Genomic DNA, 14862 nt, shown 5'->3' with positions numbered 1-14862 from the left:
TTTGGGAGATGTTGTCTGTGCGCATTGTCGAGAATAAAATCCTTCAAGCTTGCGTTACTTATACAGTCATTTTCTTTGCTGGCATGAATGAAGTTAATTCTTCTCCTCTTCAGAGTTTACATGTCGCCGGCATCATGGTTCCTGATGCCTTTAGAAAAGCATTACAAGATGGTATGAGTATCCCATTATACATCCATCTAAATGGGGTTTCTGGTACACAGGATGATCAGCGTATCGGCACAGCTTCCATTTGGCTCGATGATAATATGGTAAAAGTACGTTTAATCGAGCTTGAAGATCAGAATGGCAATGCGTCTTTAAATGATCTCACACGGTCAAAAATTAATAGTCTCAAAGATATTCCATTTAATGAAGAGTCTAAAATACCCCTTACCGCTAATGCCTGGTTGTATCTAAACTTCCAGCAACTTACGTTGCAAATGATTGTCACTCAGCAAGCACTTAAAACCCTTTTTCGCCCTAAACTCGAGGATATCGGTGATTCAAGTGCAGCAAATCTGAGTAGTACACTTAGTTATAACTTTGGCATTTATAACAATAAGATGAAGGGAGGAGACAGTAGTACTTCAAATTATCTTTCATTCGATTCTGTTACAGCGTTGAAAGAGCACCATTTAATGATGAATGGCACTGTATACGGCCTGGGATCGAATTCCCAACAGGCTCAACTCTATCGTGCCATGTACGAACGTGATTTTTCAGGCTATAGACTTGCTGGTGGCATGTTAGACTCCTGGAACTTACAGTCTCTTGGATCGGTCACTGCGCTTCCTTCTGGAAAAATCTATGGTTTTTCCTGGGGCAATCATGCGCAGTCAACGGTCTTCAATGATTCGCACTCCGTTATCCCCGTCATTGTTTTCTTGCCCTCTGCTGGCGAAGTTCATCTTTCCCGGGAGGGTAAACTTCTCAGCGTACAGAACTTCAGTATGGGCAGTCATGAGGTTGACACCAGCGGCCTCCCCTATGGAATTTACGATATCAAAGTCGATGTGATCGTTAACGGTCAACATATGAGCCAAACTATTCAACGTGTTAACAAGCTTTTTGCGCGAGGTAAATCTGCGGGAATGCCATTCCGCTGGCAATTTTGGGGAGGCAATATACATATGGAGCGATGGGAGACCGGCGAAAGGGATGTCCAGAAAGCTAAAAATAGTCTTCTGCTAGGCTTGTCCACTTCCGGTGGGCTTAATGCGTTAGCCTGGATGGCTTCAGCATACAACTATGACTCAGTGACTGTCGGAGAACTTCAGCTCTCATGGCCTATTACCGAAACTTTACAGATCAGCATGCAAAATATGTTAGCTACAGATGGGTCCTGGAGTTCCATTAGTAGTCTAAATGCAACTATGCCCGGAAAATTTAGTTCTATATGGTTAAGCCAGGAAAAAACATCAATAGGAAATACCCTTCGGCGCAGCGATGCTACTAATATCGCAATTGGCGCATCATTAAATCTCAGCGCGCTTTGGGCTCCGCTAGGTTCCTTAAGTGCAAGTTATAACAAAGATCGCCAACATAATAGCCATTATTATACTGCTGATTATACGCAGACCCTTTACAACGGACAGTTTGGTTCATTAGGACTACGCGCGGGCATGCAACGCTACCAACACAGCAATAGCCGGCAAGCAGTGCGCATGCAAAAATATGTTGCTTTTGATTTTCTGCTCCCGCTCGGAAGCGCTTTTCGAGCCGGCATAACACAACAGAATGGCTATGCTATGGCAAACATTTCAGCTCAGAAGCAGTTCGAGGAGGGTGATGCTATACAAGCTATTGGTGCCGATATTTCCCGCGGTATTTCTGGAAAAAATAGTAATAATAAGAATTTAAGTGCCACTGCATGGACGAAATATGAGAATCGTTTTTCAACAGGTACATTAAGTGTCAATAGCGGCCTTGATGGATACTTAAGCACAAACTTTACGGCTAATGGTAGCATCGGCTGGCAAGGAAGTGAGATAGGTATGAGCGGCAGCACTGAGGGTAACGCTGGCGTGATATTACGTACTGACATTGAACATGATGGCCAACTCACTGCAAGGGTTAATGGTCGTCTTTTCCCATTGCTGGGTGAACGTAACTACCTTCCTTTGGATCCTTACTCACGTTATGAAATTGAGATTCTTAATAGTAAAAAATCTATCGATAGCTATAACATTGCAAATGGTAGAAAAGGTCAATTTACACTCTATCCAGGCAATGTTGTAACAATGGTGCCTGAAATCAAACAGATGGTAACCGTTTCGGGCCGGATACGCGCAGAGGACGGAACACTGCTTGCTAATGCCCACATTAATAATCACATAGGGAGAACACGCACGGATAGTAATGGCGAGTTCGTGATGGATATTGATAAAAAATTTCCTACTGTTGATTTCAACTACGACGACAACAAACTTTGCGAAGCAGATCTTGATATTAGTAATGCTCGAGGTGCAGTTTGGGTAGGCGATATTATTTGCCAGGGGTTGAAAACGTTCGCCAGTACAATGGTTGATGGAGAGGCTAATGAAGGTTAATTCATATTGGTTCCTAGCTTTTGTTTTAGTCTTCTTAAAAGTTAATATTGCAGAAGCCATTACCAAAACAGTCTTTTCCGACGCGCCTACTCGTGAATATGTTTTCGTAGAAAATAATAACAACGATAATTTTTTTGTTACTCCTACTGGTGTGCTGGATCCACGAATGACGGGCTCCAACCGCTGGACGGGACTAAAATACAATGGTTCCGGAACTATTTATCAGCAGAGTCTTGGTTATATTGACAATGGCTATAATACGCTTTTGTTGAGCAACCGTCGTTTCGATATGTGGCTGGAAAACGCGCCGACATCCCATTTAATTACTGGGTTACGCTGCATTAACTGGTACAAAGGCTGCGATATGGCGACGAGCTTGATTTTGCCAGAAGCTACAGATGCGGCAGGATTTTATGGCGTGTCTGTACCATCAGGAGGAGCTAAATGGATGCATGGGATGATGAGCGATCAATTTTATCATTATCTGAATAATGCTTCCGTGGGAAGTAACTTCACCATGACCATTAACACTTGTACTACTGTAGAAAGTTATAGCGCTAAATCTGGTCAACGCTGCCGCTATATGGGCTCTGGTAACTGGTACGTTCGCAAAGTGTCTTATACAAAAGGCGCTCATCTGAAGTTTGAGAACACTAACGGTATTTCAGAAGTCTTCATTAACAGCGATGGTGTTCCAACACTTGGCGAAGGCAACTCTGGCTGTTATCCCCTGGTTATTGGAAAGCTTTCCGGTCTGGCCTGCAAAATGCTCACCTATTCCTTACGTGACAATGGAATGAGCAACTCCACAATAAAAGTCTTTCCATCAATAAACAAACCTGCACTCGAATCTGCGATTAATACCGCGGATATGCAATTTAGTCTGGACAGCAACACATGGAAGACCGTGAGTAAAACAAGTCATTACTTCACATTTAACGAAATGAAAGGAAAAAAAAGTATTTATATTTTCTTTTCCCATAATTTTTTCAAGCAGATGATTAAATTGGGCATCAGCGACAGTAACACTAACGATCTTTTTAATTTCAGAATGCATAACGCTCTTGCACCTGAATCAGGCTGGTATGAGTTTTCCACTTCCAGTCAGCTTATCATCAAGCCGAGAGAGTTTAGTGTGAGCATAATTTCTACTGATTATGTCCAACACCCCTCCCGCTCCGGGAGAATTGGTAGAAACAGCCCTTCACTTGATTTTGATTATATCGTCACGACAAACGGTAAAACTTCCGCTGATGAAGTACTAATTAGCGTGACAGGCCCAACACAAAAGATCCATGGGCGTTCCTGGTGTATATTTAAATCATTCAAAAATCTGACTCAGGTTCCTTTTCCCGCATCGTTAACGTATAAAACCAGAAATGGGGTTAATAAAACATACGATGTCGGCTGCGATGGGCTATGGCGCGATATGACTGATGCGTTTTGGTTATCAACACCATGGTTTAGCTCAAACGGGGCAATGGGGTTGATGAATAAATCAAATGTTCGCTTCTCCATTCCCATGAACGATGAGCGCTCTCTCTATACATTAAATGATTCAACATGGTTCGGGGATGTTAGCGCATCGGGAGAAATTAGAATTAAGGCGACCTGGCGCAATGTTAATTAAAAAATTGATAAACTATTTCTGCTTTATTTTCTTGCTAACGCCATTTTTTGCAAATGCCATTTATGTCGGCAATCAAACCTTTTCGATTGATGCCGAAAGTAGTATGTTTGCTAAACTGGTGGTAAATAATAATAAATCCCCTCGCCTTTATCGTATAAGTATCAGGGCGATTGACAGCCCAGGCACTTCTGAAGTTTATTCTCAACCTGCTGATGGGGAGCTATTGTTTGCACCACGACAGATGATGCTGCAATCAGGGGAGAGTGATTTCTTCAAGTTTTATTATCATGGTCCTGCAGATGATAAAGAACGTTACTACCGTGTTGCATTCGAAGAGATCCCACCTCAAAACAGAACATCAAAGAGCGCTAATGACAGCATCATAAGTATGGTGCCGGTGATAGTAATGGACACAATTCTTGTCGTGAGACCTCGTAAGATAAATTTCAAATGGTCTCTGGATCATTCTAAAGGAGAGGTAGCTAATAAAGGAAACACCTGGTTTAAGTTGCTATTAAAACCTGGATGTGGAGCCAGTGAGGATGCCAGTACAACATGGTATCTCCGGCCTGGAGAGAAACTCAACAGTGGTCACGTTAAAAAGGCAGGTGAAATATTCATACTTTATAACGAGGCCTTTATAAAAGTACATGATAAATGCTCCTAACTCATCACTGAAGTTTATATTTTTAATGTTTATTATCCGTTCAGCCACCCACGCATAAGCAAATAGATTCTGAATTTAACAAGAAATTCATTTCAGCATTCATCACGTTAAGCTTTCATATAAGAAAATTGATGATTTGAGATCTTAAAGCCACCTAATCAATATTCATTTAAGTCATAAAAAAATATGGAAATTGCTCTCCCATCATGTTGAAATTACCGGATGGAGTAATGACTGTCTTAAATATGGAATGTTGATAAGGAACTCAGCTCTGGCTGCGTTGATAGGCATATGCACTGGATTATAAACGAATATATTGAATTCAGGCCCGTTTTAAAGAAATTAACCTCCCTTAAAAACCCTGAAGTGAGTGTGATCTTAACCACACCAGCAAGTCGGTGTCTTCTATTATTACTTGAAGCCTCTCCCGAAATTGTCTTACAGCAAGATTTTTTCAAGAAAGTATGGGAAGAGGAAGGTATGTTGGTTCCCGCCAATACCCTCTATCAGAATATTTCTATTGTCCGCCGCGGACTGCGTGCAGTGGGCGATACGGATCAAAAACTCATCGCCACCATCCCTCGTAAAGGCTTTCAAATTGATGATGGCGTCAGAATCATTAAACAGGATGATATTGTCAGGACAGATAACAAGATTGAACTTCCCACTCTTGACGTCCCGAGCCCTGCTCTTCCCGAAAGGAGTGTAGTTTCAGAGGATGTAGATGCTTCACCCGAGCCTGGGTTACCTCCGGCTTCCCAACCATTACCTGGCGAAGATGACAATAGAATTAAGAAATTACTTTTACCTCTCCTGCTGGTTCTTATCTCTTTTGTCACTGGTTTCATTGTCACGAGCTTCATTTGGTACAAGCATGCTGAACCTGCCTTCTTTAACACTTATACGCTTACAGAAACGGACAGCGGCTGTCATCTTCACACCAGGAATGACATTCATGATAACAATAATCCCTATTCAAAATACAAAACCTTAATTCTGAATACGGGATTGAGTTGCAAAAGCTATCCCTGGGTCTATTTCCCTCTTTCCGTAACCTCACCCACTTTGACCGCGCTAGCTTGTAAAAAAAAATATACAACGGAATCTTCGCCAGGATGTATCTCTCTCCATATTACTGGAATAAACCGAGATGACTAAAAAGAGGGTTAGCTTATTAATAATTTTTCTGTTTGCAGGTTTCGGATTCGGCTATCTGTACCTCATGGTAACGACGCACTCCCGCGCTGCGGAAACCTGCACGGCGGTTGTTGTTGTTTTTAACAAGGATGCGCAAGCTAATTTGACACTCGACTTTATGTACAACAGACGAACCCACAGCGGTATCGTCTCTGTCAGCGGGCGTTACCGTCATCCCAACTATATGGAGGACACGATAAGGAGGGATGTTGCTTATACGTGGGTTGAGAACAAAAACACTTTTCACCTTTTATCAACCAATATTAATAAGGTCGATAACGTTGAAACTTTACCTGAAGATGTTATCGCTACTGTCCTGCCGGCCTTTTATGTCTACCCTAACAGGCGGGTAAATTATGCAATTCAACCGCAAGGAAGTAGCAGTTTTCTATTCAGTGTCGGTAAACGACCTTTGTTTGTCTGTACCAGGTGATTGGCGATAAAGCCGTAAGCTGGCTCTTTAATAGTTTTTAAGTGGCGTATAGCGGGGCTTTCTTGCGAAGCAAAAAAAACAAGGGGTTACCTTTCGGTAACCCCTTATCAGATATGGCGGAAGCGCAGAGATTCGAACTCTGGAACCCTTTCGGGTCGCCGGTTTTCAAGACCGGTGCCTTCAACCGCTCGGCCACACTTCCGGTGTGAGGCGCACTATAAACATCCTCGCCCTTCATGTAAAGCGTGATAATGTTCGTTTGCGCGAAAAACGTTCAAACACACGTTAATCGCTCTAAACATCAACATAGTGCTCAATAAAGAAGCGGCTACGATATAGATCTAGTGCTTTTTGATGTACATATCCTGAGTAAGGTAGTAACCCAGCGGATCGGGATTGAAACCACCCACCCATGGTTTCACCAAATGTGTGCGTACATAGTGGTAAACCGGTATTGCCGGTACATCACGCGCCAGAATGTCTTCTGCTTGCTGATAATATTTTCCTCGCTCAGCAACATCTTTCGCCTTCGCCGCATTATCCAGCGCCTCATCATAGGCCGAATTGCTGTACTTGCTTGTATTCTCACTACTTCCGGTACGGAAGTTATTCAGGAAGGTTGCTGCATCATCGTAATCTGCGATCCATGCGTAGCGCACAGCGTCAAAATTGCCGGTATGCATCGTATCCAGCATTGTTTTCCATTCCTGATTCTGCAGTTTTGCCTCTACTCCAAGATTTTTTTTCCACATTGAGCTGGCAGCAATGGCAATACGTTGATGCGTCTCCATCGTGTTGTAGAGAAGGTTAAAACTCAAAGGGTGCGCTTCATTAAAGCCTGCCTCGTTTAACAATTTCTTCGCCTCTGCGAGGCGTTTTTCGCGAGGCCATGTTGAATAATCTGGCGGAGATAACTTAACTCCGCCGATCTCTGGCTGGCTGATGACCCATGCCGGCCTTTGGCCCTGCGCCATCACTTTGTCAGCAATAATATCTTTATCTAACCCCATATTGAGCGCGCGGCGCAGGCGTGGATCGTTGAAGGGGGGTTTAGTGGTATTGAACTCGTAATAGTAGGTTGCCAGTTGAGGCTCAACGCTGACCTGCTCGCCAAACGTTTTACGTAGCTGGGCAAACTGATTCACAGGAATTGTGTAAGTAATATCAATTTCCCCGGCCTTGAAGCGGTTCACATCCGCAGTTTCCGCGCTAATGGGGAGGTAGGTAACTTTATTAATCACTGTCGCCTTATTGTTCCAGTAGCGAGTGTTACGTTCCGCCACAATGCGTTCGTTGACTACCCAGTCGGTAACTTTATAAGCCCCGCTGGTCACGATATGTTCTGGTTTTGTCCACTTATCTCCGAAGCGGTTAACAAGCACTTGATCGATTGGAACCAGTGAGGGATGCGCCAACATAGGTAAAAAAGAGGCAGTCGGTTGAGTCAGAGTTACCTCGAGAGTCGAGTCATCCACTGCTTTGACACCCAATGAATCAACTGGCTTTTTACCTTGTGAGATATCAGCTGCGTTGAGGATATGCATATTGCCCGGATAGCTGGCGTAAGGAGACGCCGTTTTCGGGTCAACAAGACGCTGCCAGCTCCAGACTACATCCTTTGCAGTAATCGCCGTACCATCCGACCAGGTGATCCCCGGGCGTAAATGAAATGTCCAGACAGTGTTATTTTTGTTTTCCCATTTTTCGGCTAAAAGCGGTTCGATAGAGCCATCCTTTTTGACTGTCAGCAGCCCGTCGAACATATCGCGAATAATGTTAAACTCAATGTCACTCTCGACTTTGTGCGGATCCAGCGATGCCGGCTCGCTGCCGTTGTTGCGCACTAATTCCTGTTTTGCCGCCAGTTCAACCCCCGCGGGTACGCTTGCCGCGTAAACCTGTGTCGTTGCGCACATCATCCCGACTGCAAATAAAACGTGAGTAATGTTGTTTAGTGTTTGTGGTTTCATATCCATTCGCCTTTGAAATTTGTTATATACCGACGCAATTACACTCTTAACGTGCTAAAGATTAGACGGCAAAACATTTCGAGCGATATAAGAGATAAATATGGCTCTACATCACATTTGTTCCCAGAATCTTCTAATCACATTTTTTATCGATAAAACAGGCGTCAGCAGCTGCTGCGATGAGTAAAGATGGGTAAAACGACTTTTACAGCAAGCAAGACTTTCCTAGACTCCACTTCTAATTACATCCGTCATAAGAGAGTGGCTTATGGATCGTCTAATTACTTCTTCGCGTGACCGCAGCTCCCTGCTGAGCACGCACAAAGTTCTTCGTAATACCTATTTTCTGCTCAGTCTGACACTGGCTTTTTCTGCGATCACAGCAACTGCAAGTACCGTACTGATGCTCCCTTCGCCGGGTCTTATCCTGACGCTGGTGGGGATGTATGGTTTGATGTTCTTAACCTACAAACTGGCGAATAAGCCGAGCGGTATTATTGCTGCGTTTGCTTTTACCGGCTTCCTTGGGTATATCCTCGGCCCAATGCTGAACGCGTATTTGTCTGCCGGCATGGGTGACGTCATTGCGCTGGCGCTCGGCGGTACCGCGTTGGTCTTTTTCTGCTGTTCAGCCTATGTGCTGACAACCCGCAAGGATATGTCCTTCCTTGGCGGTATGCTGATGGCGGGTATCGTGGTTGTGCTGATCGGGATGGTTGCGAATATTTTCCTTCAGCTCCCTGCCCTGCACCTGGCAATTAGCGCAGTGTTTATCTTGATCTCAACTGGCGCGATTTTGTATGAAACCAGCAACATTATTCATGGTGGCGAAACGAACTATATTCGTGCGACCGTGAGCCTCTATGTATCGCTGTACAACATTTTTGTCAGCCTGCTTAGCATTCTGGGTTTCGCCAGCAGAGACTAACGACGACCCCTTCTCAATCAGGCCCCGCTTATGCGGGGCCTTGTTTTTTGTTACACTCCCGCCGTCATAAACAGCCGTTGTGGAAACTATGTTGATCTTTGAAGGTAAAGAAATTGAAACAGATAGCGAAGGCTATCTGAAAGAGACATCGCTGTGGAGCGAAGCTCTGGCAGAGGCGATCGCAGAGACGGAGAGCATTTCTCTCTCCCCGGAGCATTGGGAAGTGGTGCGTTTCGTGCGCGACTTTTATCTGGAGTTCAATACTTCGCCTGCGATTCGCATGTTAGTAAAGGCAATGGCCAATAAATATGGCGAAGAGAAAGGCAACAGTCGCTATCTCTATCGTCTCTTTCCAAAAGGGCCGGCTAAACAGGCCACGAAAATTGCAGGCCTGCCTAAACCGGTTAAGTGCATCTAGTAGCGGATCCCAAAATCGCTCCACTCTCTGTCGGGTTGATGAGGCTCGGTCAAAACCTTATCGACCCGCGCGCTACGCGGCCCACCCGCTTTTAACCACTCGATCAGTTTGTTGACATTCTCAGCCTCACCGCAGGCAACCACCTCAACACTGCCGTCATCCAGATTTCGCGCATATCCGACCAATCCCAGACGCTGCGCTTCGTGTTGCGTGGTGTAGCGAAATCCAACGCCCTGTACGCTGCCATATACCCAGGCGATTGTGCAAACTTGAGCCATATCTTATCTCCATCAATGCGGGCGCGTTGCATTTACCCGGCGAACCCGTGACAATAGCGCCCATTTTCTTCAGCCGACAGAATAGCCAAATATGAGTGTACGTTTAGTGTTAGCCAAAGGACGCGAGAAGTCATTGTTGCGTCGTCATCCCTGGGTGTTTTCCGGCGCCGTGGCGCGAATGGAAGGCAAAGCCAGCCTCGGAGAAACCGTGGATATTGTCGATCATCAGGGTAAATGGCTGGCCCGCGGAGCGCTCTCTCCCGCTTCACAAATCCGCGCACGCGTCTGGACATTTGATAAAGACGAAAGCGTTGATATCGACTTCTTTACCCGCCGCTTACAGAAAGCGCAGCAGTGGCGTAACTGGCTCGCCGGACGCGATGGTCTGGACAGCTACCGGCTGATTGCAGGCGAGTCTGACGGCTTACCCGGCGTAACAATCGACCGTTTCGGCAACTTTCTGGTGCTGCAACTGCTGAGCGCCGGTGCGGAATATCAGCGTCCCGCGCTCCTTTCGGCATTACAAACGCTCTATCCGGAATGCGCTATTTACGATCGCAGTGATGTCGCGGTGCGAAAAAAAGAGGGGCTGGAGTTAACACAAGGCCCGGTGCTGGGCGAGCTTCCCCCTCCGCTGCTGCCAATCGAAGAGAACGGCATGAAGCTGTTTGTTGATATTCAGGGCGGGCACAAGACAGGTTATTACCTCGATCAACGCGACAGCCGCCTGGCGACCCGTCGTTATGTGGCTGACAAACGCGTGCTTAACTGCTTCTCTTACACTGGCGGCTTTGCCGTCTCCGCACTGATGGGCGGCTGTCGCGAAGTCGTTAGCGTAGACACTTCACAGGAAGCGCTGGATGTTGCGAAGCAGAACGTCTCCCTGAATAAGCTGGATCTGAGTAAAGCGGAATTTGTACGCGATGATGTGTTTAAACTGCTGCGTAAATATCGCGATCAGGGTGAAACCTTCGACGTGATTGTGATGGATCCGCCGAAATTCGTTGAAAACAAAAGCCAGCTAATGGGTGCATGCCGCGGCTACAAAGATATCAACATGCTGGCTATTCAGTTGCTCAATCCCGGCGGCGTGCTGCTGACCTTCTCCTGCTCAGGTTTGATGACCACCGATTTATTTCAGAAAATCATCGCTGATGCCGCCTTAGATGCCGGGCGTGATATACAATTTATAGACCAGTTCCGCCAGGCCGCCGATCACCCGGTGATCGCAACCTACCCGGAAGGGCTTTATCTGAAAGGGTTTGCCTGTCGCGTCATGTAAGTTGAAATCTGGAGCCGCGCCCCCATATTTGGGGTTATCTAAGGTTCCCGGGAGGTGACAATGATAGCCAGCAAATTCGGTATCGGTCAGCAGGTTCGCCACTCACTGCTGGGGTATCTTGGCGTAGTGGTCGATATCGACCCAGAGTACTCGCTTGATGAGCCGTCAGCCGACGAGCTGGCGGTCAATGACGAGTTACGCATACTGCCCTGGTACCACGTAGTGATGGAAGATGACGACGGTCAACCCGTCCACACTTATCTGGCCGAAGCGCAGCTCACCAGCGAAATAACGGATGAGCATCCTGAACAGCCTTCAATGGATGAACTGGCGCGCACCATTCGGCGTCAGTTACAGGCACCAAGGCTGCGAAACTGATCGTACCCCGCAACCGGCGGGGTATTTTTTTATTTAGCCAAACCCAGCCGCGGGATTTCAATCGCCGGGCAGCGATCCATCACTACGTTTAACCCCGCTTCCTGCGCCAGCACAGCAGCCTGCTCGTTAATCACGCCCAGTTGCATCCATAACGTTTTCGCCCCCACGGCGATCGCCTCTTGCGCAACGTCCCATGCGGCTTCAGAGTTGCGGAACACATCCACCATATCAATTTTTTCTGGCACTTCTGCCAGCGTGGCATACCCCTGCTGCCCCAACAGCGTCGTTCCCGCCACTTTTGGTGAGACTGGGATCACATGATAGCCCTGATCTAACAGGTACTTCATGACGCGGTAGCTGGGACGATCGGGTTTGTCGCTTGCGCCAACCAGAGCGATGGTGTGCGTAGCGCGTAAAATCTCGGCAATATCGGTCTCTTTCATCATTTCCTCCGCTTGATTTCACAAAGTGTAAATCAATCGGGGTAACTCAACCATTTTCTGTTTTTTTTATTCGCTTCTCTTGCAGCATCAAGTGCTTCCAGTAATCTGTAGCAAACATCATTGACGGAAATAGATCATGGAATCAACCACTCGTACGCTACCCGTACGCAAGAACATCGCCCTTGTCGCGCACGATCACTGCAAGCAGTTATTAATGAAATGGGTTGAGCGGCACCAGCCCGTGCTGGCAGCACATCAACTGTATGCAACCGGCACTACCGGCAATTTGATTCAACGTGCAACCGGGCTGGAAGTGAATGCGATGTTAAGCGGCCCGATGGGTGGCGATCAGCAGGTCGGCGCACTCATCTCTGAAGGTAAAATCGACGTACTTATTTTCTTCTGGGATCCACTAAACGCGGTACCTCACGATCCTGATGTAAAAGCCCTGCTTCGCCTGGCAACGGTATGGAATATTCCTGTGGCAACCAACCTCTCAACCGCCGATTTTATTATCGAATCCCCGCAATTTAACCACAGCGTTGATATTTTGATTCCAGACTATCAGCGCTATCTGGCTGAGCGGTTGAAGTAACGTCAGGCGGCAAAGCCGCCTGCGTTCAGGGCTTCCTGGCAACGGGTACATCCAGCGATTTGAGTATTTCAACAAAGCGTGATGGTTCATCCTTGTTGAAGAGTAACCATACGCGTTTACGTGCTCGCGTCAGTGCAACATAGAGCAGACGACGCTCTTCCGCGTCAGGAAATTCCTCTTCCTCAGGCAAAAGCGCCTGTTCCATAATTGATTCCCGCGCTGGAGCAGGGAACCCGTCCGGCCCCTCTTTTAACCCAACAATAATGACATAGTCCGCCTGCTGCCCTTTGCTGGCATGGACAGTCATAAAATCCAGTTGCAGTTTCGGCCATCGCGTAACCGCTTTGTCGAGGCTTTTCGGCCTGGCGTGATGATAGCGGGCCAGCAGCAGGATCCGCTCCTCCGGCTTCGCGAAGCCGCTTAGCTTATCGAGCAGCGCATCAAGTTGATCCTCTGCCAGCAGCGTCACGGATTTTTTATCACCTGCCAGCAAGCTGTTAAGCGGCTTGGCAAGCTGCGCGGGGTTTTGCTGAATAAAGCGGTTCGCCACTTCACCGATGCGGGAATTAAAGCGATACGTTGTATCAAGAGCACAGAGATCGCCTTCACCAAAATAGTGATGAAAAGCGGTGGTAAGCGAAAGTTGCGCGCCGCTGAAGCGGTAGATGGCCTGCCAGTCATCGCCGACTGCAAAAAGCGTTGTTTGCGTATTCTGTTTGCGTAACGCCGCCAGCAGAGCAGCGCGCTGGGGTGAAATATCCTGGAACTCATCCACCAGAATATGCTTCCACGGGCTGATAAAGCGTTCTTTTTCCAGCACGTTGATGGCCTGATGAATAAGCCCCGAAAAGTCGACGGCGTTCTCTTCCTTAAGCGCGGTCTTCCATGCTTTTAGCAACGGAGCCATTAATTTGATGCGTTTGGCAAAGAGATCGCGTATCTCTTCCGGCGCGCTGGCGATCATTTCCGCCTGAGCGCCGCCATGCATGCGCATCAAACTTATCCAGCGATCCAAACGTGGTGCAACTCGCCGCTGTAACGCCTCGTCATCCCAGTAATTCCCTTCAGGAATATGCCAGCCCAGTTCCTCCTCCAGCCACTGCCGCCACCCTTTAGCCTGCGCTTTTTTCTCGCTGCACTGCTGCACCCAGGTCTGGGTTAACAGCGCCAATCGTGCGTTAGTGTCGTTTTCCAGCTCGCTCAGTGCAGGCACTTTCTTGCTGCCTTGCTGAATGATATAGAGAGCCAGCGCATGAAAAGTTCGCGCGGTGATCTCATCGCTATGCAACCGCTCGCGAATGCGCTCATCCATCTCCTGGGCTGCTTTACGGCCAAAAGCGAGCAGAAGAATTTGATCGGCAGATGCCTCGCCGCGTGCCAGTAGCCAACCGGCGCGCGCCACCAGCACCGAGGTTTTGCCGCTGCCAGCCCCAGCCAATACCAGAAGAGAGTGCTCGCCATTGACCACGGCTCTCGCTTGCGCCGGATTCAGAGGCGAGCTTTCAACCTGTTCAAAAAAGCTCGCATACTGCTTCAACATCGTTTCGGTAAAGGCGTGATTATGTTCCGCCCGACGTCCTTCAACATCCAGCAACCATGCCTGGCACTGTTGCCAGAGCGTGCGGCAATTATCAAATTCTGACAGACGGCTGGTGGGTATCGGAAGCGCAGAAAAAGCCTCCTGCAGCTGATGCTGTACGCCGGTCAACTGGCTACGCGTCAACCATCTGGACGGATCGATACGTTCAGAGATAAGCGCCAGCTGTCCCGACAGGAGTTCTGCCGCTACCTCGCTCATCTCCGCGCTCCAGCTGCGCCAGCGTTCATTCAGAAGGTGGTAAAAACGCTGCGTGTCACTCCACTCGGTGCCATGCAAGCGCACCACTTTGTTATCTGCCAGCTGAAATTCCATCTCTCCCCAAACCAGGCCCCGCTTACACTCAATCGCCAATAATTGGTTGAAGGGAATGAGGTATTCATGGCGGTCGCCCGCTACTTTTATACCTGCATGCAGGATGGTCGCGCGATCGTAAGGGTGCTGCGCCAGGCGTTTTCCCAGGGAAGTCGCTTTCAGTTCCATCTCTTGGTGATCTC

At 47.5% G+C, this 14862-nt stretch carries 14 protein-coding genes and 1 tRNA gene; 10 read left to right on the top strand and 5 right to left on the bottom strand.

Annotation, left to right across the window (positions count from 1 at the left end):
• The first annotated feature begins 17 nt into the window (after positions 1-17).
• The 5 genes from ACWPW2_RS06745 (at position 18) to ACWPW2_RS06725 (ending at position 6476) form a co-directional block, all read left to right on the top strand.
• A complete protein-coding gene (locus tag ACWPW2_RS06745) occupies positions 18-2549 on the top strand; it encodes a CS1-pili formation C-terminal domain-containing protein (protein WP_454121990.1) in 2532 nt (843 codons plus the stop codon).
• Positions 2539-4179: a fimbrial adhesin EcpD gene (gene ecpD, locus ACWPW2_RS06740; RefSeq protein WP_454121988.1), complete on the top strand. Its 1641-nt coding sequence runs from the start codon at positions 2539-2541 to the stop codon at positions 4177-4179. The genes ACWPW2_RS06745 and ecpD overlap by 11 nt, the downstream gene beginning before the upstream one ends.
• On the top strand, positions 4124-4846 hold the full coding sequence (locus tag ACWPW2_RS06735; RefSeq protein ID WP_034813946.1) for a fimbria/pilus periplasmic chaperone: 723 nt from the start codon (positions 4124-4126) through the stop codon (positions 4844-4846). Before ecpD ends, ACWPW2_RS06735 begins: the two co-directional genes overlap by 56 nt.
• Positions 4847-5137: 291 nt before the next feature.
• Entirely contained in the window at positions 5138-6004 is an 867-nt protein-coding gene (locus ACWPW2_RS06730; RefSeq protein ID WP_279791906.1) for a winged helix-turn-helix domain-containing protein, read from the top strand.
• Complete coding sequence (locus ACWPW2_RS06725; RefSeq protein WP_454121985.1) at positions 5997-6476, top strand: hypothetical protein; 480 nt, start codon at positions 5997-5999, stop codon at positions 6474-6476. Before ACWPW2_RS06730 ends, ACWPW2_RS06725 begins: the two co-directional genes overlap by 8 nt.
• 114 nt (positions 6477-6590) lie before the next feature.
• Here ACWPW2_RS06725 and ACWPW2_RS06720 read toward each other — a convergent pair.
• Positions 6591-6678: transfer RNA gene (locus ACWPW2_RS06720), tRNA-Ser, on the bottom strand.
• Between the two features lie 139 nt (positions 6679-6817).
• On the bottom strand, positions 6818-8446 hold the full coding sequence (locus tag ACWPW2_RS06715; protein WP_454121983.1) for an ABC transporter substrate-binding protein: 1629 nt from the start codon (positions 8444-8446) through the stop codon (positions 6818-6820).
• Between the two features lie 268 nt (positions 8447-8714).
• On the opposite strand from ACWPW2_RS06715, the gene yccA reads away from it, so the two are divergent.
• Positions 8715-9374: an FtsH protease modulator YccA gene (yccA, locus tag ACWPW2_RS06710; RefSeq protein WP_023481827.1), complete on the top strand. Its 660-nt coding sequence runs from the start codon at positions 8715-8717 to the stop codon at positions 9372-9374.
• Between the two features lie 88 nt (positions 9375-9462).
• Complete coding sequence (tusE, locus tag ACWPW2_RS06705) at positions 9463-9792, top strand: sulfurtransferase TusE (RefSeq protein ID WP_454121980.1); 330 nt, start codon at positions 9463-9465, stop codon at positions 9790-9792.
• Here the strand turns inward: tusE and yccX are convergent.
• Positions 9789-10070 carry an acylphosphatase gene (yccX, locus tag ACWPW2_RS06700; RefSeq protein WP_023481878.1) on the bottom strand — a complete coding sequence of 94 codons (282 nt, stop codon included), beginning with the start codon at positions 10068-10070 and terminating at the stop codon, positions 9789-9791. The genes tusE and yccX overlap by 4 nt on opposite strands.
• A gap of 91 nt (positions 10071-10161) precedes the next feature.
• On the opposite strand from yccX, the gene rlmI reads away from it, so the two are divergent.
• On the top strand, positions 10162-11352 hold the full coding sequence (rlmI, locus tag ACWPW2_RS06695) for a 23S rRNA (cytosine(1962)-C(5))-methyltransferase RlmI (RefSeq protein WP_454121978.1): 1191 nt from the start codon (positions 10162-10164) through the stop codon (positions 11350-11352).
• Between the two features lie 60 nt (positions 11353-11412).
• Positions 11413-11730 carry a heat shock protein HspQ gene (gene hspQ / locus ACWPW2_RS06690; protein WP_023481608.1) on the top strand — a complete coding sequence of 106 codons (318 nt, stop codon included), beginning with the start codon at positions 11413-11415 and terminating at the stop codon, positions 11728-11730.
• Positions 11731-11759: 29 nt separating this feature from the next.
• Here the strand turns inward: hspQ and ACWPW2_RS06685 are convergent, their stop codons facing one another.
• Entirely contained in the window at positions 11760-12173 is a 414-nt protein-coding gene (locus tag ACWPW2_RS06685) for a CoA-binding protein (RefSeq protein WP_279792713.1), read from the bottom strand.
• A 136-nt stretch (positions 12174-12309) separates the two neighbouring features.
• On the opposite strand from ACWPW2_RS06685, the gene mgsA reads away from it, so the two are divergent.
• A complete protein-coding gene (gene mgsA, locus ACWPW2_RS06680; RefSeq protein WP_023481788.1) occupies positions 12310-12768 on the top strand; it encodes a methylglyoxal synthase in 459 nt (152 codons plus the stop codon).
• Positions 12769-12793: 25 nt separating this feature from the next.
• Here mgsA and helD read toward each other — a convergent pair whose 3' ends face one another.
• Positions 12794-14848 carry a DNA helicase IV gene (helD, locus tag ACWPW2_RS06675; RefSeq protein ID WP_454121975.1) on the bottom strand — a complete coding sequence of 685 codons (2055 nt, stop codon included), beginning with the start codon at positions 14846-14848 and terminating at the stop codon, positions 12794-12796.
• Between the last annotated feature and the right edge of the window lie 14 nt (positions 14849-14862).

The organism is Kosakonia sp. Marseille-Q7440 (assembly GCF_965119485.1).
Note: the sequence above shows the minus strand (reverse complement) of the source record. Positions and strands in the feature narration are given on the sequence as shown.

Bases quoted from the DNA above. Each gene is read 5' to 3' on its own strand.
- ACWPW2_RS06730 (WP_279791906.1), top strand. From the start codon at position 5,138: ATGCACTGGATTATAAACGAATATATTGAATTCAGGCCCGTTTTAAAG.
- tusE (WP_454121980.1), top strand. From the start codon at position 9,463: ATGTTGATCTTTGAAGGTAAAGAAATTGAAACAGATAGCGAAGGCTAT.
- ACWPW2_RS06715 (WP_454121983.1), bottom strand. From the start codon at position 8,446: ATGAAACCACAAACACTAAACAACATTACTCACGTTTTATTTGCAGTC.
- hspQ (WP_023481608.1), top strand. From the start codon at position 11,413: ATGATAGCCAGCAAATTCGGTATCGGTCAGCAGGTTCGCCACTCACTG.
- ecpD (WP_454121988.1), top strand. From the start codon at position 2,539: ATGAAGGTTAATTCATATTGGTTCCTAGCTTTTGTTTTAGTCTTCTTA.
- yccA (WP_023481827.1), top strand. From the start codon at position 8,715: ATGGATCGTCTAATTACTTCTTCGCGTGACCGCAGCTCCCTGCTGAGC.
- ACWPW2_RS06725 (WP_454121985.1), top strand. From the start codon at position 5,997: ATGACTAAAAAGAGGGTTAGCTTATTAATAATTTTTCTGTTTGCAGGT.
- ACWPW2_RS06685 (WP_279792713.1), bottom strand. From the start codon at position 12,173: ATGAAAGAGACCGATATTGCCGAGATTTTACGCGCTACGCACACCATC.
- mgsA (WP_023481788.1), top strand. From the start codon at position 12,310: ATGGAATCAACCACTCGTACGCTACCCGTACGCAAGAACATCGCCCTT.
- helD (WP_454121975.1), bottom strand. From the start codon at position 14,848: ATGGAACTGAAAGCGACTTCCCTGGGAAAACGCCTGGCGCAGCACCCT.
- ACWPW2_RS06735 (WP_034813946.1), top strand. From the start codon at position 4,124: ATGTTAGCGCATCGGGAGAAATTAGAATTAAGGCGACCTGGCGCAATG.
- yccX (WP_023481878.1), bottom strand. From the start codon at position 10,070: ATGGCTCAAGTTTGCACAATCGCCTGGGTATATGGCAGCGTACAGGGC.
- rlmI (WP_454121978.1), top strand. From the start codon at position 10,162: ATGAGTGTACGTTTAGTGTTAGCCAAAGGACGCGAGAAGTCATTGTTG.